The organism is Cupriavidus sp. H18C2 (genome assembly GCF_049393795.1).
GTDB classification, from domain to species: Bacteria; Pseudomonadota; Gammaproteobacteria; order Burkholderiales; family Burkholderiaceae; genus Cupriavidus; species Cupriavidus pauculus_C.
On record NZ_CP186010.1, the window covers coordinates 888,006 to 908,322 of the forward strand.

The following is a 20,317-nucleotide window of genomic DNA, read 5'->3' on the forward strand; positions in this document are numbered from 1 at the left end:
GGTGTTTTTCAACGCCGCACGGCAAAAACACGCGCCGGACCGCTGCAAAGCCCCGCCAGCGCGGAATGGCTGGGCTAGAATGGCTGCTCGATTTTTTTGGCCTTCTCTTCCGGACAAGCAGAATGAGCAGCAAGACCAGCGGTGATGCACCGCAACACGCCCCCAACAGCCCCGAAGCGCAACTGCGCCTGGCCGCGCTGGAATACCACCGCAGCCCGACCAAGGGGAAGATCCAGGTAACGGCCACGAAGGCGCTGTCCAACCAGCGCGACCTGTCGCTGGCCTATTCGCCGGGCGTGGCGTATGCCTGCGAGGAAATCCACAAGGACCCGTCGATGGCCGCCGAGTACACCTCGCGCGGCAACCTCGTGGCGGTCATCACCAACGGTACCGCCGTGCTGGGCCTGGGCGACATCGGCCCGCTGGCCGGCAAGCCGGTGATGGAAGGCAAGGGCTGCCTGTTCAAGAAGTTTGCCGGCATCGACGTGTTCGACATCGAGCTGGATGCCCGCGACCCGGACAAGATCGTCGAGATCGTGGCCGCGCTGGAGCCCACGCTGGGTGGCGTGAACCTGGAGGACATCAAGGCGCCCGAGTGCTTCTACATCGAGAAGCAACTGCGCGAGCGCATGAACATTCCGGTCTTCCACGATGACCAGCACGGCACGGCGATCATCTCGGCCGCCGCGCTGCTGAACGGCCTGAAGGTCGTGGGCAAGGAAATCGGCAAGGTCAAGCTGGCCGTCTCGGGCGCCGGCGCCGCCGCCATTGCCTGCCTGGACACCATGGTCAGCCTGGGCGTGAAGCGCGAGAACGTCTACGTGGTCGATTCGAAGGGCGTGATCTTCCAGGGCCGCGACGCCAACATGGAAGCCAACAAGGCCCGCTACGCGCAGGACACGTCGGACCGCACGCTGGCCGATATCGTCAAGGGCGCCGACGTTTTCCTGGGCTGCTCCACGGCGGGCGTGCTGACCGGCGACATGGTGAAGACCATGGCCGACCGGCCGATCATCCTGGCGCTGGCCAACCCGGAGCCGGAAATCCGCCCGGAAGTGGCCAAGGCCGCGCGCCCGGACTGCATCATCGCCACCGGCCGTTCGGACTATCCGAACCAGGTGAACAACGTGCTGTGCTTCCCGTACATCTTCCGTGGCGCGCTCGATTGCGGCGCGACGAAGATCACCGAGGAAATGAAGCTGGCCTGCGTGAAGGCCATCGCCGAGCTGGCCGAGGCCGAGCTGAACGATGCCGTGGCCGCCGCCTACGGTGGCCGCGAGCTGAAGTTCGGCCCCGACTACATCATCCCGACGCCGTTCGACCAGCGCCTGATCGAGAAGATCGCGCCGGCCGTGGCCAAGGCCGCCGAGGAGTCCGGCGTGGCCACGCGTCCGATCAAGGACCTGGAAGCCTACCGCCAGCAACTGTCGAGCTACGTCTACCACACCGGCCTGATCATGAAGCCGGTGTTCTCGGGCGCCAAGGCCGCGCCCAAGCGCGTGGCCTATGCCGAGGGCGAGGAAGAGCGCGTGCTGCGCGCCGTGCAGGGCGTGGTCGACGAGGGCCTGGCGCGTCCGATCCTGATCGGCCGCCCGCACGTGATCCAGATGCGCATCGAGAAGGCCGGCCTGCGCCTGCGTCCCGGTGTCGACTTCGAGCTGATCAATCCGGAAGACGATCCGCGCTACCGCGCCTATCACGAGGAATACCACGCGCTGCGCGGCCGCGACGGCGTGACGCCGGACATGGCCAAGGTGGCGCTGCGCCGCTCGAACACGCTGATCGGCACGATGCTGATGCACATGGGCGATGCCGACGCGCTGCTGTGCGGCACAGTGGGCCGTTTCGAGGCGCATCTGGAGCACGTGCGCGACGTGATCGGCCTGGCGCCGGACGCCAAGGTGTTCGCCGCCATGAACGCGCTGATGCTGGAAAAGCACACGCTGTTCATCACCGACACGTTCGTGAACGACGACCCGAGCGCCGAGGAACTGGCCGCCATCGCGCAGCTTGCCGCCAAGGAGATTGCGCGCTTCGGCCTGCATCCGAAGCTGGCGATGATGTCGCACTCGATGTTCGGCTCGTCGACGCGTCCGTCGGCGCGCAAGATGCGCGAGGCAGCGGCCATCCTGGCGCGCGTGGCGCCGGAGCTGGAAGTGGAAGGCGAGATGCAGGGCGACGCCGCGCTGGACGAGGACGTGCGCCGCCACTTCCTGCCCAACACCAAGCTCGTGGGCAGCGCCAACCTGCTGGTCATGCCCACGCTGGACGCGGCCAACATCGCGTTCAACCTGCTCAAGATGACGGGCGGCCAGGGCGTGACCGTGGGCCCGATCCTGCTGGGCGCGGCCAAGCCGGTGCACATCCTGAATCCGCAGGCCACCACGCGCCGCATCGTCAACATGACGGCCGTGGCCGTGGCCGAGGCGGGCGCGATCCGCTAAGGCCGCGCCGGGCCTGATCTGCACGGCGTGCAGGTCTGATGGTCGCAAAAGGAAACCGGGCCGCGAGGGGCAATCCTCGCGGCCCGGTTTTTTTGTCGGTGCGCTGGCACGTCTGCCGGGGTGTCAGCGCGTCGGCGGGTCAGTACGCACGGGTCGTGCGCCCTAGCCGGTGCATTGCCGCTATTGCAGCACGTTGTACTGCTCCCGCATCACCACGATGATCGAGCGGGCCGCGGCCATCTGCTGTGCCAGATCGTCGAAGGTGTCCTGGCGAAAATCGACCTCAGCGCTCCAGTTGCAACCGGTATGGTCGGGCTGATGCACGCGCATGGCGTGCAGCTCCACCTCGCCGCATTCCGGGTTGTTGTCCAGGCACTGGCTCAGGATGGCCATCAGTTCCGATCGGGATTTCACATAGCGCCGCATGCGTCACCTCACTCGTCCTGGTTTACGTGGTCCGGCACACAGTCCGGAAGACCAATCTAGGTAGAAGAGGGGGCGGTAGCCAATTGAATCGGCCTATGAAGCAGGGGCTTCCGATCCTGCTGCAGTCGCGCGAATTTGCGCTGCGGCGCAGCATTGTGGCGGATCGGGCCGGGTTGCGCGCAAGAAAAAGCCTGCCGCGCGGGCAGGCTTTTGTGACGGCGCCGAGACTGGCGGCAGGCGTCAGAACTTGTGGCGCACGCCCACGCCGAAGCTGTCGCCGTGTTCCACGCCCGTGACCTTGTCGTAGAAGTAGGCCGCGTAGACGTCGGTGCGCTTCGACAGGTTGTAGTCGTAGGCCACCGCGAACGTGTTGCGCTTGATGCTGGTGACTTCGTTCAGCACGCGGCCGAACGTGTACGACGCCAGCACGTTGCCCGCGCCCACCGGCACCGAGACGCCGGCCTGGCCGTCGATGTGCTTGATGTCGCCGGTGGCGCTGGTCGTGAAGTCCGTCTTGATGTACTGGCCCTGCAGGAAGGCCTTCACGAACTTGAAGTCGTACGACAGGCCGGCCTGCACGGCCGACTGCTTGTCCAGGTTGGCCAGGGCCGGGTTCTGCGGGTCGAACGGCGCCACGTCGAACTTGACCTGCTGGAACGCCACGGTGGCAGCCAGGTTGCCCGAGAAGTAGGTCATGTTGCCGCCCCACTTGTTCTTGCTGTTGCTGCCCGCCGCCTCGCCCGCGCCGTAGATCAGGTTGGCGGTCAGGCCGCCGAACGTGGGCGTGGAGTAGACGATCGAGTTGTTCCAGCCCGAATCGCCGATGATGCCCGGATCGTAGAGGCCCGTACCCGGCGTGCCGAAGTACGTGTGGAAGATCATCGGGCTGAAGACGTACGAGTCGATCAGCGGGTTGAACAGGATCGTCGAGACAAAGTACGGCGTGGTGTTGCGGCCCAGCTTCAGCGCGCCGTAGCGGTCGTTCTGCAGGCCGACGTAGGCGTTGCGGCTGAACAGCGAGTCGCCGTTGAAGCGGCCCGAGCTGCCCGAATCGGTACGGAAGAAGCCGTTCAGGTCGAAGATGGCCTTGGTGCCCATGCCCAGGTCCTCGGTACCCTTGATGCCCCAGTACGACGTCTGCATGCCGCCCGAGTTGGCCACGTAGGCGCGCTCGCCCGTGCCCGGGCTCTTGATGCCGCCGACGAACATGTCGGCCTGGCCGTACAGCGTGACGCTGGACTGGGCCAGGGCCGCGCCGGAGAAGAGGGTGGCCGCGATTGCCGCCAGCTTGATGGCCGGCTTGTACTGCTTTGTCATGTAAGACCTCCGTGGTTGTGATGCTGCTCAGAACGTTTTCGTTGTGTGCCGGAACCCTTGACTGGGCTTCTTCTGCTTTGTCCCTTGGCCGCGCACGGAAGTCTGACGGTGCAGTGGGGACCGGCGCGGCCGGGACTTTGTTGGACGGCGACGCGGGTCGCCGAACGTTCCTGAATTTCTCTCTCTTGACTGCCGTGGATTTTTTTTCAGGCGGATACTAAGTCGTTCAGGCGGAACTGCGCAATGCGGTGGATCTGGTTGATGCAAGTTTGCAACTCGACCGAGGGCTCGTTGTCGAGGCGCCTTGCAAAAGCGTCGATGATCCCGTGGCGGTCGTAGCCGCGCACGGCCAGGATGAACGGGAAGCCGAACTTGCGGTTGTAGGCCGCGTTCAGGTCCTGCAGGTGCTGGAATTCCTCCGGCGTGCACTGGTCCAGCCCGGCGCCGGCCTGCTCGCGCGTCGATTCGGCCGTCAGCTCGCCGCGCACGGCCGCCTTGCCCGCCAGCTCCGGGTGGGCGCGCACCAGCTTGAGCTGGGCGTCCTGGCCCGCTGCATCCACCGCGGCGCGCAGCGCGCCGGCCAGTTCCGCCGTGTTGGCGAACGGACGCTGCCGGGCCGCGGCCTCGGCGAACCAGGGCGAGTGTTCGTAGATGCCGCCCAGCACCTTGACGAACTCGGGCTCGGGCATCGCGTTCAGCTGGGTAATCGTGTAGTGCATCTGGCTCATGCCTGGCTCCGGTACGGGTGGGTGTCGATCCAGTGGCGGGCGATGTCCACGCGCCGCGTGATCCAGACCTTGTCGTGCGACTGGACGTAGTCCAGGAACCGCTGCAGCGCGCGAAACCGGCCCGGCCGGCCCAGCAGGCGGCAGTGCATGCCGATCGACAGCATCTTGGGCTGGTCCAGCCCGCTGGGGTCGCCCTCGGCGTACAGCACGTCGAACGCGTCCTTCAGGTACTGGAAGAACTGCTCGCCCGTGTTGAAGCCCTGCGGCGTGGCAAAGCGCATGTCGTTGGAGTCCAGCGTGTAGGGCACCACCAGGTGGGGCTTCTTCTCGCCGCCGGCGACTTCCACCTCGGTCCAGAAGGGCAGGTCGTCGCCGTAGTAGTCCGAGTCGTACAGCAGGTCGCCGTGCTCCACCACCAGCCGGCGCGTGTTGGGGCTGTCGCGGCCCGTGTACCAGCCCAGCGGCATCTCGCCGGTCAGGTCCTTGATGATCTGCATGCCGATGCGCATGTGCTCGCGCTCGGTGGCCTCGTCGATGCCCTGGTAGTGGATCCAGCGCCAGCCGTGGCAGGCGATCTCGTGGCCCAGCTCGACGAAGGCGCGCGTCAGTTCCGGATGGCGCTGCAGCGCCATCGACACGCCGAAGATCGTCAGCGGCAGCTTGCGCTGCTCGAACTCGCGCAGGATGCGCCAGACGCCCGCGCGCGACCCGTATTCGTAGATGCCTTCCATGCTCATGTGCCGGGCGGGGTAGGCCGCGGCACCGACGATCTCGGACAGGAACTGCTCGGACGCGGCGTCGCCGTGCAGCACGCAGTTCTCGCCGCCTTCCTCGTAATTGAGCACGAACTGCAGCGCGATACGCGCGCCGCCCGGCCAGCGGGCGTGCGGCGGGCGGGCGCCGTAGCCGATGAGATCGCGTGGATAGTTATCGTGTGTCATCTGTTGTGTCTGCTTCAGGAGAGAAATCTGCGGCCTGCAGGGGTCGGTCCCGGAGCGCGCTGCATGACGCAAAGCGCGTGCCAGAGGCCGCCCGGTGCAGGCGGCAACGTACGCGGCAGGCGGAGCGGAACGCAGCGGATTGTCCGCGCCCGATTGTCGCGTGCGATTGTCAGGGGTCAATGGTCGGCGGGGTTACTCCGTGCCATGGCTGTTCGCGGCGGCGTTGCGCATGGCTTCCTCGGCCGACTGCATGCCGTTGAAGAACAGGTTCAGCACCACGGCCACGATGGTGCCCAGCACGATGCCGCTGTGCGTGAACGGGTCGGTCCACTTGGGCAGGTACTGGAACAGCGTGGGCGCCAGCGTGGGGATCATGCCGAAGCCGATGGAGATCGCCACGATGAACAGGTTGTGGCGGTTGCGGTTGAAATCGCAGCTGCCCAGGATGCGGATGCCGGTGGCCGCGACCATGCCGAACATCACGATGCCGGCGCCGCCCAGCACGAACTGCGGCACCGACGCCACCACGTGGGCCATCTTCGGGAACAGGCCGAACGCGATCAGGATCAGGCCGCCGGCGGCCGCCACGTAGCGCGAGCGCACGCCGGTCACGGTGACCAGCCCCACGTTCTGCGAGAACGACGTGTACGGGAACGTGTTGAACACGCCGCCGATGACCGTGCCCAGGCCGTCGGCGCGCAGGCCGGCGGTCAGGTCCTTCGGGCTCAGCCGGCGGCCGGTGATGTCGGACAGCGCCAGGAACATGCCGGTGGACTCGACCAGCGTGATCAGCATCACGATGCACATCGACAGGATCGCGGTGAGCTGGAACGTCGGCATGCCGAAGTGCAGCGGCGTGATGACGGCCACGAAGCTGGCTTCGTGCAGGCCCTCGAACGACACCTTGCCGAACGCCATTGCCACGAACGTGCCGATGATGATGCCCAGCAGCACCGCGCAGTTGGCCACCAGGCCGCGCCCGTAGCGCGTCAGCAGCAGGATCACCAGCAGCGTCAGGCCGGCGATGGCCAGGTTGCCCAGGTCGCCGTAGGCCAGGTTCGGCACGTCCTTGACCACGCCGTCGATGACCGCCCGCGTGGTGGGCTGGCCGCCGCCGGCCCAGTTGATGCCCACGCGCATCAGCGACACCCCGATCAGCGTGATCACGGTGCCGGTCACCACGGGCGGGAACAGCCCCAGCATGCGCCCCATCATCGGCGCGATCAGGATGCCGAAGAGCCCGGACGCAATCACCGCGCCATAGATGCCCAGCAGGCCCACGTTGGGGTCGGTGCCGATGGCGATCATCGGCGCCACCGACGCGAACGTCACGCCCATCATCACGGGCATGCGGATGCCGAACTTCCAGAAGCCGATGGCCTGGATCAGCGTGGCCAGGCCGGCCGCGAAGAGGTCGGCATTGATCAGGAACGCGAGCTGGTCCTTCGGCAGCTTGAGCGCCCCGCCGACGATGAGCGGAACGGCAACAGTACCGGCATACATCACCAGCACGTGCTGCAGGCCCAGCGCCAGCAACCGCCCGGAGGGCAGCCGCTCGTTTGTCTGGTCCGTGGGGACCGTGGTGCTTGCGGAATTCATGGATGTGTCTCCTCTCCGATTGGTTTCGATGGGAACGCGCGCCGGGTTTTGCCCGTGACCGCTTTTGTCGATGCCTCTTGTGACGGGCGATTGTTGGCGGTTCTTGTCCGGCTGCCTGCCGCGCCTCTGGCGGGCGTGGATGCGGCGGGCAGCGGGTGGGCCTGCATCGGCAACAGGGGTGTGCTGTTGCCCGGCGGCGGGAACACCGTGCTAGGTGGAGCGGCCCAGCACGCTGCGAAGATCGAAGTTGCCGGGCTCGTCCGGCTGCACGCGGTCAGCGCAGGCGCCAAGGTGGTGCGCCATGCGCGACTGCGCCAGGGCGGCGTCGCCCTGTTCCAGTGCGTCAAGAATGTCGTCGTGCTCGTCGAACGAGCACGCGTTGTGGCCGGGGGCCTCCACGCTGGCGATCATCAGCGTGGTGCGCGACACCAGCCGCCGCATCATCGTCACCAGCAGCGCGTTGCCGGACAGGTCGGCCAGCGCGGTATGGAATTCGGCGGACAGGCGGATCCAGGTAGGCCGCTCGTGCGTGAGAAACGCCTGGCGCTCGTCGGCCACCATCTTGCGCAGCGGCGCGATCACCGCGCGCACGTTCGGCATGGCGGCCAGTTTTTCCAGCACGGCGCGCTCCAGCATCTGGCGCAGCTCGAACATGTCGTGCGCCTCGTCGGTCGACGGGCTGGCGATGAAGGCGCCTCGGTTGGGCTCCAGGTCGACCATGCCGTCGGCGGCCAGCCGGGACAGCACCTTGCGCACGGTGTGGCGCGCGGTGGCATAGATCTCGCACAGCGAATGCTCGGTGAGCTTGGTGCGCGGCGGCAGGCGGTGCTCCATGATCGCGTCGTAGATCTCGTGATACATGCGCTCTTCCACCGACCCCTTGCGGGCGGGCTTGTTGTCTAGGGACGCGGGCAGCGCGTCGGCGGCGATCAGCTTGAGATTCTTGGACATCCTGGACACTCGCAATGCAGGGGAGGCGATGGTCAGCGATCGTAGCGAGCCGTTCACAGACCAACATCAAGCGTTTTGATATCGATCATTTGGCTGCGCCGATCTAAAAATTGTTGACAATTATTTGGATATGCAAGCACCATTGTCAACAAAACCGACCCAGGTTTTCGACAACTACGGGTAATTACCGAGTTGTCTAACGGATAGGGCAGGCGCATTGTCGCCTCGCACCAATCCAGCGCCGGGATGCGTTGAAACACGTACCGAGCGGGCACCATTTCCCACAAATGGTGCTAGTGAAGGCAGCGGCGCCCCTCACAACCCACATTCCAAAGGAAGAACAGGATGGGACGCTTGACCACTCACGTTCTCGACACTGCCGCCGGGACGCCCGGTGCCGGCATGTCGGTTACCCTGCATAAAATTGTCGACAATCGTCGCGAGACCCTGAAGTCGATTCGGACCAACCACGATGGCCGTGCCGACCAGCCGCTGCTGGAAGGCGCCGACCTGCAACCGGGCGTCTACGAACTCGACTTCGGTGCCGGTGACTACTTCCGTGCCCAGGGCGTCAAGCTGCCCGAACCGGCCTTCCTCGACGTGGTGACGCTGCGCTTCGGCATTGCCGACACGGCCGCGCACTACCACGTGCCGCTGCTGGTGTCGCCGTGGTCGTACTCGACCTACCGCGGCAGCTGAGACAAGGCGGACGGGAACAAGGAGACAAGTCATGGAAGGCTACATTCTCGACTGGGCCAATCTGCTCTTGCGCTGGCTGCACGTCATCACGGCGATTGCCTGGATCGGCTCGTCGTTCTACTTCGTCTGGCTCGACAACAGCCTGACGCGCCCCACGGACGCCGGGCTCAAGGACAAGGGCGTCGATGGCGAACTCTGGGCCGTGCACGGCGGCGGGTTCTACAACCCCCAGAAGTACCTGACCGCGCCGAAGTCGCTGCCCGAGAACCTGCACTGGTTCTACTGGGAGTCGTACTCCACGTGGATGAGCGGCTTCGCGCTGCTGGTGGTGCTGTACCTGTTCAACGCCAGCACCTTCCTGATCGACAAGAACGTCTACGACATGTCGCCCGGCGCGGCCGTGGGCTTCGCGGTGTCGTACCTGATCGTGGGCTGGGTGGTCTATGACGCCATCTGCCGGATCTTCGGCAAGAGCGACCGGACGGTGGGCATCCTGGTGGCGATCTACGTGGGCGTGGCCGCCTACGTGGCGTGCCATATCTTCTCGGGCCGCGCGGCGTTCCTGCTGACCGGCGCGATGATCGCCACGATCATGAGCGCGAACGTGCTGTTCTGGATCATCCCGGGGCAGCGCAAGGTGGTGGCGGCGCTCAAGGCCGGCCAGCCGGTGGACCCAATCCACGGCAAGCGCGGCAAGCAGCGCAGCGTGCACAACACGTACTTCACGCTGCCGGTGCTGTTCGCGATGCTGTCGAACCACTACAGCATGACCTACGCGGCCAAGAACAACTGGGTGGTGCTGATCCTGGTCATGCTGGCCGGCGTGCTGATCCGCCAGTTCTTCATCCTCAAGCACAAGGGCAAGATCAACATCGCGTGGCCGGCCGCCGGCGTGGCGTGCCTGGGGCTGGTGGCGTTCCTGATCGCGCCGCAGCCGCGCCCGCAGGTGGCGCAGGGCGAAGGCGCCGCCAACGCGGTGAGCTTCGTCAAGGTGCAGGAGATCATGAACTCGCGCTGCGTGCAGTGCCATGCCGCGCAGCCGAAGATGATGCCGACGGCCGCCAAGGGCATCAAGCTCGATACCGTGGACGACATCAAGTCGCACGCCCAGCTCATCTACCAGCAGGCCGTGCAGCAGAAGGCGATGCCGCTGGGCAACGTCACGCAGATCACGGACGACGAACGCGCGCTGCTGGGCCAGTGGTTCGAGGGCGGCGCCAAGACGACCAACTGATTACGACCGGGCATCGGTGATCGACGGTCCGGAGGCTGCGCAGTCGGCAGCCGGCTGTACCGGACCGGCGAGGGTTTGAACGGGGCTTCGGCCCCGTTTTTTTATCAGCGTCCGACGTTGAACAGCGCCAGCAGTCCCAGCACCAGGAAGATCGCGGCGGCGATCTTGTGGACCAGGGCAATCGGCATCCGGTTCGCGAACTTCTCGCCCAGCATCACGGCCGGTGCATTGGCCAGCATCATGCCGAACGTCGTGCCTGCCACCACCGCCAGCACCTCGCCATGGAAGCGGGCCGCCAGCGCCACGGTGGCGATCTGCGTCTTGTCGCCCATCTCGGCAAAGAAGAAGGCCACGATCGTGGTGCCCAGGATGCCCAGCGCGCCCTTGACCGGCTTCGCTTCCTCGGCCTCGTCGAGCTTGTCGGGAATCAGCATCCACGCGGCCATCGCAATAAAGCCAAGACCGAGGATCCAGCGCAGCAGGTTGGCGCCCAGGACCTGGGTGATCCAGCCACCAAGGGCGCCGGCAAAGCCGTGGTTGACCAGCGTGGCGATCAGGATGCCGAGGATGATGGGAAGGGGCTTGCGATACCGCGCGGCCAGCACGAGGGACAGCAACTGCGTCTTGTCGCCCATTTCGGCGAGCGCGACGATACCTGTGGAGACGAGGAATGATTCCATTGTTATTGGTGTAAAACCGGGCCGCCTGCGCATCTTGCGAGATGCCAATGACACACACCTTTCCCGGCCCGGCCAGAAAGGTATGGTCATCGGTCTCGCCAGGCGCTGGACACAAGGTCCAAGGCTGCGCACGCCATAACCGCTTCGCGGTCAAGTCTGTTGACGTACGCCCCTGTCCTCCGGGTGCCGCATTGCGCGGCGCGGTGGGATCAGGGCGGCTACTCCCCAATGGAGCCCGCATTGTAGCCAGACCGTCGGCGAATGTCCAACGATCTGGCGGAACTACGATCGAATTGAGAAGGGTTCTCAGGCAGGCACGGGGGCGTTCTCGCTGGTCTGGCGACCGCGGAAATCGGTCCAGCACAGGGCCTTGAAGTCGTAGAGCTTGCAGTGCCGCGCGGTACGGAAGTACCAGCGCCACGAGAACTTCTCGATGATGATCCGCCCCGGCAGCGCGTGCTCCAGCAGGGCCTGCGCGCGCTTCAGCCGGTACAGCGGCACGCTCATGTCCACGTGGTGCGCCGTGTGTTCCATGATGTGGTGCAGCGCCGCGCCGATGCCCATGCCGAAGCGCAGGTGCACGGTCGTCGAGACGAACGGCTGGGCCTTGGCCCACATCGCCTTGGTGTCGTACCACGCCACGCTGGTATGGGTGTGGTGGACGTAGAGCACGAAGCCAACCGTCGTGTTCCAGACCAGGAACGGCAGCACGAAGCCGGTGCCGACCATCAGCAGCACCGACTGCCCCGTGGCGACGGCCAGCCATGCCAGCGCGCCGATCCACAGCGCGCCGAAGGCGGCCACCAGCGTGCAGTCCCAAAGGAAGATCGCGCGGCGCGTGGCCATCTGGCGCTTGCTCGGGAAGAACAGCTTGAACCACCAGATCTCGATCAGGTAGTACAGGCCGGCGCCGAAGCCGTTGCGGTAGATGCGCTCCATCACGCGGCGGCGGCGCGGCAGCGCGCGGAATTCGTCGAGCGAGTAGGGCGCCCAGACGAAGTCGAAGCCCTTGAGGTTGGTATAGCCGTGGTGCACCACGTTGTGGCCCACTTCCCACAGGCTGTACGGCGTCAGCGACGGCAGGAAGGTCAGCCGGCCCAGCCACTTGTTCAGGCCGCGGTGGTCGGTCAGGCTCTGGTGGCAGGCGTCGTGACCGATGATGAACAGCCGCGCGATGATCAGCCCGGCCAGCACGCCGAGGCCCACCTTGGCCCACCATGCCGACAGCAGCACCACGCCGGCCAGCACCGCGAAGAACAGCGCGTAGTCGAACGCGAACAGCAGCAGCGCGCGCGACGTGCTGCGGCGTCCCAGCGGGATCAGCCAGCTTCGGATGGTCTTGCGGTTGGGGAACGGGGCCTCGAACGCGATGGGCTCGGGCAGTGGCACGTCGCCGGCATGCGGGCGACGCTGGGAGGCGGTGGACGGGGCGGCGGCGGGAGGCGGCGCGCCGCCGTCCGTCGGGGAAAGGGTCTGGGATCTGGCAGTCATCAAGGCTTCAGCGAGTCGGAATGCAGGGGGCGCCCATTTGCGTGGGCGCACGAATGCGACAGGCTATAAGGCTTGGATGACGATTGTGTTGATGCTGATCAAGACATTGGGTCTGAAAGGGGCTTCGGCGTCCCATGCGAAGCCGGAGCCGCTTGATCGGCGGGGCGGCGCGCCGGCGGCGTGCTCAGGCAGCCACCGGCTGCGCGGCTTCGCCCATCACGTACACGCTGTCGATGACGCGGTCGTCGCCCAGCATCGCGAACGCGAACAGTTGCTCTTCCAGCGTCTCCGAGCGGCTGCTGCGGCGCGCGATCAGCGGCGTGGCATCGGGGTCCAGCACCACGAAATCGGCCTCGCAGCCCACCTCGAAACTGCCGATGCGGTCCTGCCAGCCCAGCGCCTCGGCCGCCGCGCGCGTGGCCAGGTAGAACATGCGCAGCGCCGTCAGGTGGTAGCCGCCCATGCGCGCCACCTTGTGGGCGGCGTTCATCGTGCGGAACATCGAGAACGACGTGCCGCCGCCCACGTCGGTGGCCAGCGTCACGTTCAGGCGGTTGGCGTCGGACTGGTGGAAGTCGTAGAACCCGCTGCCCAGGAACAGGTTCGACGTGGGGCAGTGGGCCACGGCCGCGCCGCTGTCGGCCAGGCGGCGGCGGTCCTCGGGGTCCAGGTAGATCGCGTGGCCGTAGAACGCGCCCGGGCGCAGCAGGCCGTAGCGGTCGTAGACGTCCAGGTAGCTGCGCGCGTCCGGGAACAGCTCGGCCACCCATTTCACCTCGTCGCGGTTCTCGGCCACGTGCGTCTGGATGAAGACGTCGTCATGCGCGCGCGCCAGCTCGCCGCAGGCGGCAAGCTGGGCTTCGGTGGACGTGGGCGCGAAGCGCGGCGTGATGGCGTAGGCCAGCCGGTCCTTGCCGTGCCACTTCGAGATCAGGTCGGCCGATTCGCGCGCGCCGGATGCGGCCGTGTCCTGCAGGAAATCGGGACAGTTGCGGTCCATCAGCACCTTGCCGGTGATCATCCGCAGGTTGCGCGCCTGGCTGGCCGCGAACAGCGCGTCGGCCGACTGCGCGTGCACGGTGCTCCAGACCATCGCCGTGGTCGTGCCGTTGCGCAGCAGTTCGTCGGTGAAGAAGTCGGCCACGCCGCGCGCGTAGGTGGCGTCGCTGAAGCGGCGCTCCTCGGGGAACGTGTAGGTGTCCAGCCAGTGCAGCAGGCCCGGCGACGGCGACGCGATGATGTCGGTCTGCGGGTAGTGCACGTGCGTGTCGATGAAGCCCGGGACGATCAGCTTGCCGCGATGGTCGACCAGCTCGGCGCCGGCCGGCACCTCGTGCGCCAGCGTGGCGTACGGGCCCACGGCGGCCACGCGCCCGGCGGTCACGATCATCAGGCCGTCTTCCCAATACTGATAAGCGTCCTCGTGGAACTGCGGATCGCGCAGGAAATGGAGGATGCGGCCGCGGATGGCGCGGGTGACGGCACCGTTGGTGCGGGGGGGCGGGGGAAGTCGTCATCGTCTTGTCTCGGGGCGGCCGGCGCCCCGCCCGTGCCTTGGCAGGCAGCGGGCGCGGCATCCGGCATTCTGGGATAGGCGTCCGCGTCAGCCCGTGGAACTCACATGGGCCGCCGCGGGCGGGGACATCGGCGGCGCCGACCAGAAATGGTCGACCTCCGCCAGGAATTCGGCCTTCTGCTTCTCCGGCAGGAAGGCCGCTTCAAAACTGTTGCGCGCCAGCTTGTGGGCGTCGGCGGCGTCCAGCGGCAGCGCGTCGAACGTGGCTTCCCAGTTGGCGTTCATGTAGCCGCCAAAGTAGGCCGGGTCGTCCGAATGCAGCGTCACGGCCACGCCCGCGTCCAGCAGATGCTTCAGAGAGTGGTCGCGCAGGTCTGGATACACCTTGAGCTTCTGGTTCGACAGCGGGCAGACCGTCAGCGCCACGCGCTCTCGCGCCAGCCGCGCAACCAGCGCCGCGTCGTCGATGGCCCGCACGCCGTGGTCGATCCGCTCCACCTTGAGGATGTCCAGCGCGTCGGTCACGTACTGCGCCGGGCCTTCCTCGCCCGCGTGGGCCACCAGGCGCAGGCCCAGCGCCTTGGCGCGGGCAAACACCCGCGCGAACTTCTCGGGCGGGTTGCCGCGCTCCGACGAATCCAGTCCCACGCCGACAAAGCGGTCGCGGTAGGGCAGCGCGGCCTCCAGCGTGGCGAACGCGTCTTCCTCGGACAGGTGGCGCAGGAAGCAGAGGATCAGGCTGCTCGAAAAATCGTACTCGGTGCGCGCCTGTGCCAGCGCGTCCGAGATGCCGTCGATCACGGTGCCGATCGGCACGCCGCGCTCGGTGTGGGTCTGCGGGTCGAAGAAGATCTCGGCATGGCGGACGTTGTCGGCCACGGCGCGCTGCACGTAGGCCATTGTCATGTCGAAGAAGTCTTCCTCGGTCAGCAGCACGCTGGCGCCGGCGTAGTAGATGTCCAGGAACGACTGCAGGTCGCTGAACGCATAGGCGGCGCGCAGCGCCTCCACGTCGGGGTAGGCCAGGCTGACGTTGTTGCGCTGGGCCAGCCGGAAGATCAGCTCGGGTTCGAGCGTGCCTTCGATATGCACGTGCAGTTCGGCCTTGGGAGTTCGGCGGATTTTGTCCGCCAGCGCGGCATCGATGGTCATGGGGCCTCTTTTCTATGCTGACAGCCGCACGGGCGGCTGTGCTGTTACGGAAGCACCGTCTCCAGCCGCTGGGCGCGCAGCGCCGCAATGCGCTGCTCGCGCACCTGCAGTAGCTGGGCGACGATGGCAACCGCAATCATAGCCGGAGCCTTGTCCGTAATGCCCGCCACACCCATCGGGCAGGTCATTTCCGGCAGCCGCGCCGGGTCCACGCCGTGCTCCACCATCCGGTGCTCGAACCTGGCCCGCTTGGTCCGCGAACCGATCAGCCCGAAATAGGCGAAATCCGTGCGGCGGAAGATGCGCTCGCAGAGCTGCTGGTCCAGCGCGTGGCTGTGGGTCATGACGATGAAGTACGCGCCCGGCGGCGCCTGGTCGACCACGGCCTCGGGCGTGTCGGTCGGCTCGGCCTCGATGGTGTCGGGCAGCCCGGCCGGGAACAGCGTGTCGCGCTCGTCCACCCAGTGCACGTGACAGGGCAGCGTGGACAGCACTTTTACCAGCGCATGGCCGACGTGGCCCGCGCCAAACAGCACCACGTGCATGGCGTCGGGCACCAGCGTGTCGATCCACGTCCCGTCGCCCTGCAGCGCCGCCGTGGCCAACTGGGCGCGGCTCGGCGCAAAGCCGACCGGGCCGGCGGGCGGCACCACGCGCTCGATTGCCCGGCCGGCCCGGAACGCGGCCTGCACGGCGTCCAGCCACTGCAGGTCGGCCTCGTCCAGTACTTCGAACGCCAGCTTGACCACGCCGCCGCAGCACTGGCCCAGCGCCGGCCCCAGCGCGATGCGCTCGATGCGCCGCGGCGGGTTGCCGCGCACGTGGCGGTTGGCCAGCATCGCGCGGGCGATGTCCATGCCGCGCCATTCGAGATGGCCGCCGCCGATGGTGCCGACCAGGTCGTCGGCCGTGACCAGCATGCGGATGCCGGCCTCGCGCGGCGCGGAGCCCTTGACGTCGACGATGGTGACCATCGCCACGGGTACGCCGGCGCGCACCCAGCGGGCGGCGTCGGCAAAGCGGAACGGCTTGAGCGGGGCGTCCTGCATGGTAGGTCTCCGTCGCGTCAGGCCGGCACGCCGGCGGCGGCCTGCACGGCCTCCACGGCGTCCAGGATGGCTTCGCTGGTGGCCGGGGCGCGCAGCGGCGGGTTGACCCGGTAGTCGCCCACGGCCGCGACGGCGTCGCGGATGGCGAAGAACACCGAGAACGGCAGCAACAGCGGCGGCTCGCCCACGGCCTTCGAGCGGTGGATGCTGTCCTCGACGTTGGCGTTCTGGAACAGCCGCACGTGAAAGCCCTCGGGCACGTCGTTGATCGTCGGGATCTTGTAGGTCGACGGCGCGTGGGTCATCAGCTTGCCGTTCGGGTTCCACCACAGTTCCTCGGTGGTCAGCCAGCCCATGCCCTGCACGAACGCGCCTTCCACCTGGCCGATGTCGATGGCCGGGTTCAGCGACTTGCCGGCGTCGTGCAGCGCGTCGGCGCGCAGCAGCTTCCATTCGCCGGTCAGCGTGTCGACGATCACCTCCGAGCACGCGGCGCCGTAGGCGTAGTAGTAGAACGGCCGGCCGTGCAGCGCCTTCTGGTCCCAGTACAGCTTGGGCGTGGTGTAGAAGCCGTCCGACCAGAGCTGCACGCGGGCGATGTAGGCCTCGCGCACCAGTTCGTTGAACGGCAGCCGCAGCTCGCCGGCAATCACCAGGTCGTCGTTGAAGCGGATGTCGGCGGGCGTCACGCCGGCCTTGCGCGCGGCAAAGTCGGCCAGCCGCTCGCGGATCTGGCGCGCGGCGTCCTGGGCGGCCTTGCCGTTCAGGTCGGCGCCGGTGGACGCGGCCGTGGCCGACGTGTTGGCCACCTTGCTGGTATCGGTGGCCGTCACGCGCACGCGCTCCATGCGGATGCCCAGCTCGTGCGCCACCACCATCGCCACCTTGGTGTTCAGCCCCTGGCCCATCTCGGTGCCGCCGTGGTTCACCAGCACCGACCCGTCGTTGTAGACGTGCACCAGCGCGCCGGCCTGGTTGTAGTGCGCCACGTTGAACGAGATGCCGAACTTGACCGGCGTGATCGCGATGCCCTTTTTCAGCACCGGGCTCTTTGCGTTGAACGCGCGGGTGGCCGCGCGGCGGGCCTGGTAGCCCGACGACGCCACCAGTTCGTCGATCAGCTCGTGGATGACGTTGTCCTCCACGGTCTGGCCGTACGGCGTGACGTTGCGCTCGCCCTTGCCGTAGAAGTTGGCGCGGCGCACGTCCAGCGAATCCTTGCCGATGTTGCGCGCCACGTTGTCCAGGATGTACTCCACCGCGAACGCGCCCTGCGGGCCGCCAAAGCCCCGGAACGCCGTGTTGCTCTGCGTGTTGGTCTTGCCGCAGTAGCCGTCGATCTGCACGTGCGGCAGCCAGTAGGCGTTGTCGAAGTGGCAGATGGCGCGGGTCATGACCGGGCCGGACAGGTCGGCGGAGAAACCCGCGCGCGACACCATCTCCACGCGCACGGCCTCCAGCCGGCCCTCGTCGTCGTGGCCGACATCGAAGTCGAACGTGAAGTCGTGGCGCTTGCCGGTGATCATCATGTCGTCGTCGCGGTCCGGACGCAGCTTGACCGGGCACAGCAGCTTCCAGGCGGCCAGCGCCGCGCAGCAGGCGAACATGGCCGACTGCGATTCCTTGCCGCCGAAGCCCCCGCCCATGCGGCGGCATTCCACCAGCACCTGGTGGGCGTGCCAGCCCAGCATGTGCGCCACGGCGTGCTGCATCTCGGTCGGGTGCTGGGTCGAGCACCAGACGTGCATGCCGTCGTTCTCGCGCGGGGCGGCATAGGCGATCTGGCCTTCCAGGTAGAACTGTTCCTGGCCGCCCAGGCGGATGTGGCCGCTGTCGCGATGGGTGGCCGCCGCCAGTTGCCGGGCGGGCTCGCCGCGCGTCAGGTGCATCGGCGGCAGCACGTAGCTGCCGGCGGCATGGGCCGCCTCGGGCGTCAGCACCGGAGGCAGGTCCTCGTAGTCGATGTCGGCCAGGCGGGCGGCGCGGCGTGCGGCGTCGTGCGACGTGGCCACGACCACGAAGATCGGCTGGCCGACGAACTGCACCACGTCCCTGGCCAGGATCGGGTCGTCGTGGATGATCGGGCCGCAGTCGTTGACGCCCGGGATGTCGTCGACGGTCAGCACGGCCACCACGCCGGGCGCCTTGCGCACGCGGTCGAGCCCCACGGACTTCAGCCGCGCATGGGCCTTGGCGCTCATGCCCAGCGCCGCGTGGAGCGTGCCGGCCAGTTCGGGAATGTCGTCGGTATAGGTGGCGGTGCCGGCTACGTGCAGGTGGGCCGATTCGTGCGGGCGCGAGATGCCCACCTGGGGCGTGGACTCCGCGGCCACGCTGGCGTCGAGCAGGAAGGGTTCGGTTTGCTTGTTCATGGCGGGCGTTCCTTACGCGCTGACCGTTTCGCCGGCGCCGAGGGCGCGGACATTGACCATGGCGGCGGGCAGCGCGCCATCGCGGGTTTCCAGCCAGAAGCGGTAGAGCAGGTTGGCGGCGCCGCGCGCGCGATAGGCGGCGGTGGCGCGCATGTCGGTCAGCGGCGTGTAGTCCTGGCCCAGCGCGGCCATCGCGGCCCGCGCGGTGGCCTCGGTCCACGGCTGGCCGACCAGCGCGGCCTCGGCCTGCGCGGCCCGCCGGGGCGTGGCGGCCATGCCGCCGAACGCGATGCGGGCGTGGGTCACCATGCCGTCATCGACGCTGATGCCAAAGGCGGCGCAGACGGCCGAGATGTCCTCGTCGAAACGCTTGGACAGCTTGTAGGTCCGGAAATGGCCCGGCCCCTTCACCGGCACGCGCAGCCCGGCGACGAACTCGCCCTCGGCCATGGCCGTCTTCTGGTAGGCCAGGTACAGGTCCTCCAGCGGCAGCGTGCGGCGCACGTCGCCGTGCTGCAGCACCACCTCGGTACCCAGCGCGATCAGCGCCGGCATCGAATCGCCGATGGGGGACCCGTTGGCCACGTTGCCACCCAGCGTGCCCGCGTTGCGGATCGGCAGCGAGGCAAAGCGCTTCCACAGCTCCTCCAGCTCGGGATGGGCGGCATTGAGCGCGGCGTACGCCTTTTCCAGCGTCACGGCCGCGCCGATCTCGACGTAGCCGTCGCGCTCGGCCACGGTGTTCAGGTCTTCCACCTGGCCGACGTAGAGCAGGTTGCCCAGCTCGCGGAACTGCTTGGTAACCCACAGGCCGACGTCGGTGCTGCCGGCCAGGATGCGGATGCCGGGCTCGGCCGCCTTGATCGCGCCAAATTCGGCCGACGTGCGCGGCGCGTAGAAATGCTGGCCGCGCGCGCTGTAGTGGAATGTCTCGCCGCGCCTGAGGCTGCGCAGCGTGTCGGCAATCTGCTTCGGGTTCAGGCGGCTGGCGGCCGGGGCGGGCAGGGCCATCATGCGCTGGCCGGCGTCGACGATGGGCCGGTAGCCGGTGCAGCGGCACAGGTTGCCGGTCAGCGCGTCGCAGATTTCCTGGCGGGCCGGCGGCGCGGCGCCCGGGGTGTGCTGCTGGTACAGCGCCCAGAGCGACATCACGAAGCCCGGCGTGCAGAAGCCGCATTGCGAGCCGTGGCATTCGACCATCGCCTCCTGCACCGGGTGCAGCGTGCCGTCGGCCTGGCGCAGGTCTTCCACCGTGACGAGCGCCTTGCCGTCCAGCGTGGGCAGGAACTGGATGCAGGCGTTGACGGCCTTGAACTCGACGTCGCCGTCCGGCTTGAGCTCGCCCAGCACGACCGTGCAGGCGCCGCAGTCGCCTTCGGCGCAGCCTTCCTTGGTGCCGGTGCAGCGCACGTCCTCGCGCAGGTACTGCAGCACGGTGCGGGTCACCGGGGCGTCGGACACTTCCTGCACCTGGCCGCGGTGGTAGAAGCGGATCGTTTGCGTCTCCATGATCTTCTCTCTTTCGGGGATGGCGGAAACATAGCACCGGGTCTTTTCCTGCAATATTTGGCCCAGGTGATATGCCCCATCAAGGCGCGCGCCAATGGCCGGCGCGGCGCCGCCATCCCTGCCCCGGGGCGGCCTGGCGGGGCATCTCCGGGTCTTCCCGTAGTGCATCGGCACGCGGCGCCGTATTTGACCGTATCAGGGGTGGCTGT

The 20,317-nt window shown here is 67.4% G+C and carries 16 protein-coding genes and 1 riboswitch; of the genes, 3 read left to right on the forward strand and 13 right to left on the reverse strand.

The window, feature by feature from the left end:
* Positions 1 to 122 precede the first annotated feature (122 nt).
* Positions 123 to 2,444: an NADP-dependent malic enzyme gene (locus EPAKOI_RS04260; protein WP_423193056.1), complete on the forward strand. Its 2,322-nt coding sequence runs from the start codon at positions 123 to 125 to the stop codon at positions 2,442 to 2,444.
* A gap of 180 nt (positions 2,445 to 2,624) precedes the next feature.
* Here the strand turns inward: EPAKOI_RS04260 and EPAKOI_RS04265 are convergent, their stop codons facing one another.
* From EPAKOI_RS04265 to EPAKOI_RS04290, 6 genes are all read right to left on the reverse strand, one after another.
* Positions 2,625 to 2,870 carry a hypothetical protein gene (locus tag EPAKOI_RS04265; RefSeq protein ID WP_019448091.1) on the reverse strand — a complete coding sequence of 82 codons (246 nt, stop codon included), beginning with the start codon at positions 2,868 to 2,870 and terminating at the stop codon, positions 2,625 to 2,627.
* A gap of 240 nt (positions 2,871 to 3,110) precedes the next feature.
* Positions 3,111 to 4,187: a porin gene (locus tag EPAKOI_RS04270; protein ID WP_124684912.1), complete on the reverse strand. Its 1,077-nt coding sequence runs from the start codon at positions 4,185 to 4,187 to the stop codon at positions 3,111 to 3,113.
* Positions 4,188 to 4,393: 206 nt separating this feature from the next.
* Positions 4,394 to 4,915 carry a 2-oxo-4-hydroxy-4-carboxy-5-ureidoimidazoline decarboxylase gene (gene uraD, locus EPAKOI_RS04275; RefSeq protein ID WP_423193057.1) on the reverse strand — a complete coding sequence of 174 codons (522 nt, stop codon included), beginning with the start codon at positions 4,913 to 4,915 and terminating at the stop codon, positions 4,394 to 4,396.
* Positions 4,912 to 5,856: an allantoinase PuuE gene (gene puuE / locus EPAKOI_RS04280; RefSeq protein ID WP_423193058.1), complete on the reverse strand. Its 945-nt coding sequence runs from the start codon at positions 5,854 to 5,856 to the stop codon at positions 4,912 to 4,914. Before puuE ends, uraD begins: the two co-directional genes overlap by 4 nt.
* A 192-nt stretch (positions 5,857 to 6,048) precedes the next feature.
* Entirely contained in the window at positions 6,049 to 7,455 is a 1,407-nt protein-coding gene (locus tag EPAKOI_RS04285) for a nucleobase:cation symporter-2 family protein (protein ID WP_124684909.1), read from the reverse strand.
* A 210-nt stretch (positions 7,456 to 7,665) separates the two neighbouring features.
* Positions 7,666 to 8,406 carry a GntR family transcriptional regulator gene (locus tag EPAKOI_RS04290; protein ID WP_124684908.1) on the reverse strand — a complete coding sequence of 247 codons (741 nt, stop codon included), beginning with the start codon at positions 8,404 to 8,406 and terminating at the stop codon, positions 7,666 to 7,668.
* 345 nt (positions 8,407 to 8,751) lie between these two features.
* On the opposite strand from EPAKOI_RS04290, the gene uraH reads away from it, so the two are divergent.
* Positions 8,752 to 9,105, forward strand: a complete 354-nt coding sequence (uraH, locus tag EPAKOI_RS04295; protein WP_124684907.1) for a hydroxyisourate hydrolase — start codon at positions 8,752 to 8,754, stop codon at positions 9,103 to 9,105.
* A gap of 31 nt (positions 9,106 to 9,136) precedes the next feature.
* Positions 9,137 to 10,339 carry a urate hydroxylase PuuD gene (locus tag EPAKOI_RS04300; protein WP_124684906.1) on the forward strand — a complete coding sequence of 401 codons (1,203 nt, stop codon included), beginning with the start codon at positions 9,137 to 9,139 and terminating at the stop codon, positions 10,337 to 10,339.
* A 104-nt stretch (positions 10,340 to 10,443) separates the two neighbouring features.
* Here the strand turns inward: EPAKOI_RS04300 and EPAKOI_RS04305 are convergent, their stop codons facing one another.
* The 7 genes from EPAKOI_RS04305 to xdhA all read right to left on the reverse strand — a co-directional run bounded on the left by EPAKOI_RS04305 (position 10,444) and on the right by xdhA (position 20,108).
* Positions 10,444 to 11,019 (reverse strand): TMEM165/GDT1 family protein, encoded by a 576-nt coding sequence (locus EPAKOI_RS04305; RefSeq protein WP_124684905.1) that lies wholly within the window; start codon positions 11,017 to 11,019, stop codon positions 10,444 to 10,446.
* Between the two features lie 56 nt (positions 11,020 to 11,075).
* Positions 11,076 to 11,250, reverse strand: a riboswitch (yybP-ykoY riboswitch).
* A 75-nt stretch (positions 11,251 to 11,325) separates the two neighbouring features.
* Positions 11,326 to 12,510 (reverse strand): fatty acid desaturase, encoded by a 1,185-nt coding sequence (locus EPAKOI_RS04310; RefSeq protein ID WP_124684904.1) that lies wholly within the window; start codon positions 12,508 to 12,510, stop codon positions 11,326 to 11,328.
* A 184-nt stretch (positions 12,511 to 12,694) separates the two neighbouring features.
* Positions 12,695 to 13,978, reverse strand: a complete 1,284-nt coding sequence (gene guaD / locus EPAKOI_RS04315; RefSeq protein WP_423193480.1) for a guanine deaminase — start codon at positions 13,976 to 13,978, stop codon at positions 12,695 to 12,697.
* 135 nt (positions 13,979 to 14,113) lie between these two features.
* Positions 14,114 to 15,178: an adenosine deaminase gene (locus EPAKOI_RS04320; protein WP_423193059.1), complete on the reverse strand. Its 1,065-nt coding sequence runs from the start codon at positions 15,176 to 15,178 to the stop codon at positions 14,114 to 14,116.
* Between the two features lie 44 nt (positions 15,179 to 15,222).
* Positions 15,223 to 16,227: a xanthine dehydrogenase accessory protein XdhC gene (xdhC, locus tag EPAKOI_RS04325; protein ID WP_423193060.1), complete on the reverse strand. Its 1,005-nt coding sequence runs from the start codon at positions 16,225 to 16,227 to the stop codon at positions 15,223 to 15,225.
* Between the two features lie 17 nt (positions 16,228 to 16,244).
* Positions 16,245 to 18,599, reverse strand: coding sequence for a xanthine dehydrogenase molybdopterin binding subunit (xdhB, locus tag EPAKOI_RS04330; protein WP_423193061.1), 2,355 nt, complete (start codon positions 18,597 to 18,599; stop codon positions 16,245 to 16,247).
* Between the two features lie 12 nt (positions 18,600 to 18,611).
* On the reverse strand, positions 18,612 to 20,108 hold the full coding sequence (gene xdhA / locus EPAKOI_RS04335) for a xanthine dehydrogenase small subunit (RefSeq protein WP_423193062.1): 1,497 nt from the start codon (positions 20,106 to 20,108) through the stop codon (positions 18,612 to 18,614).
* Positions 20,109 to 20,317 lie beyond the last annotated feature (209 nt).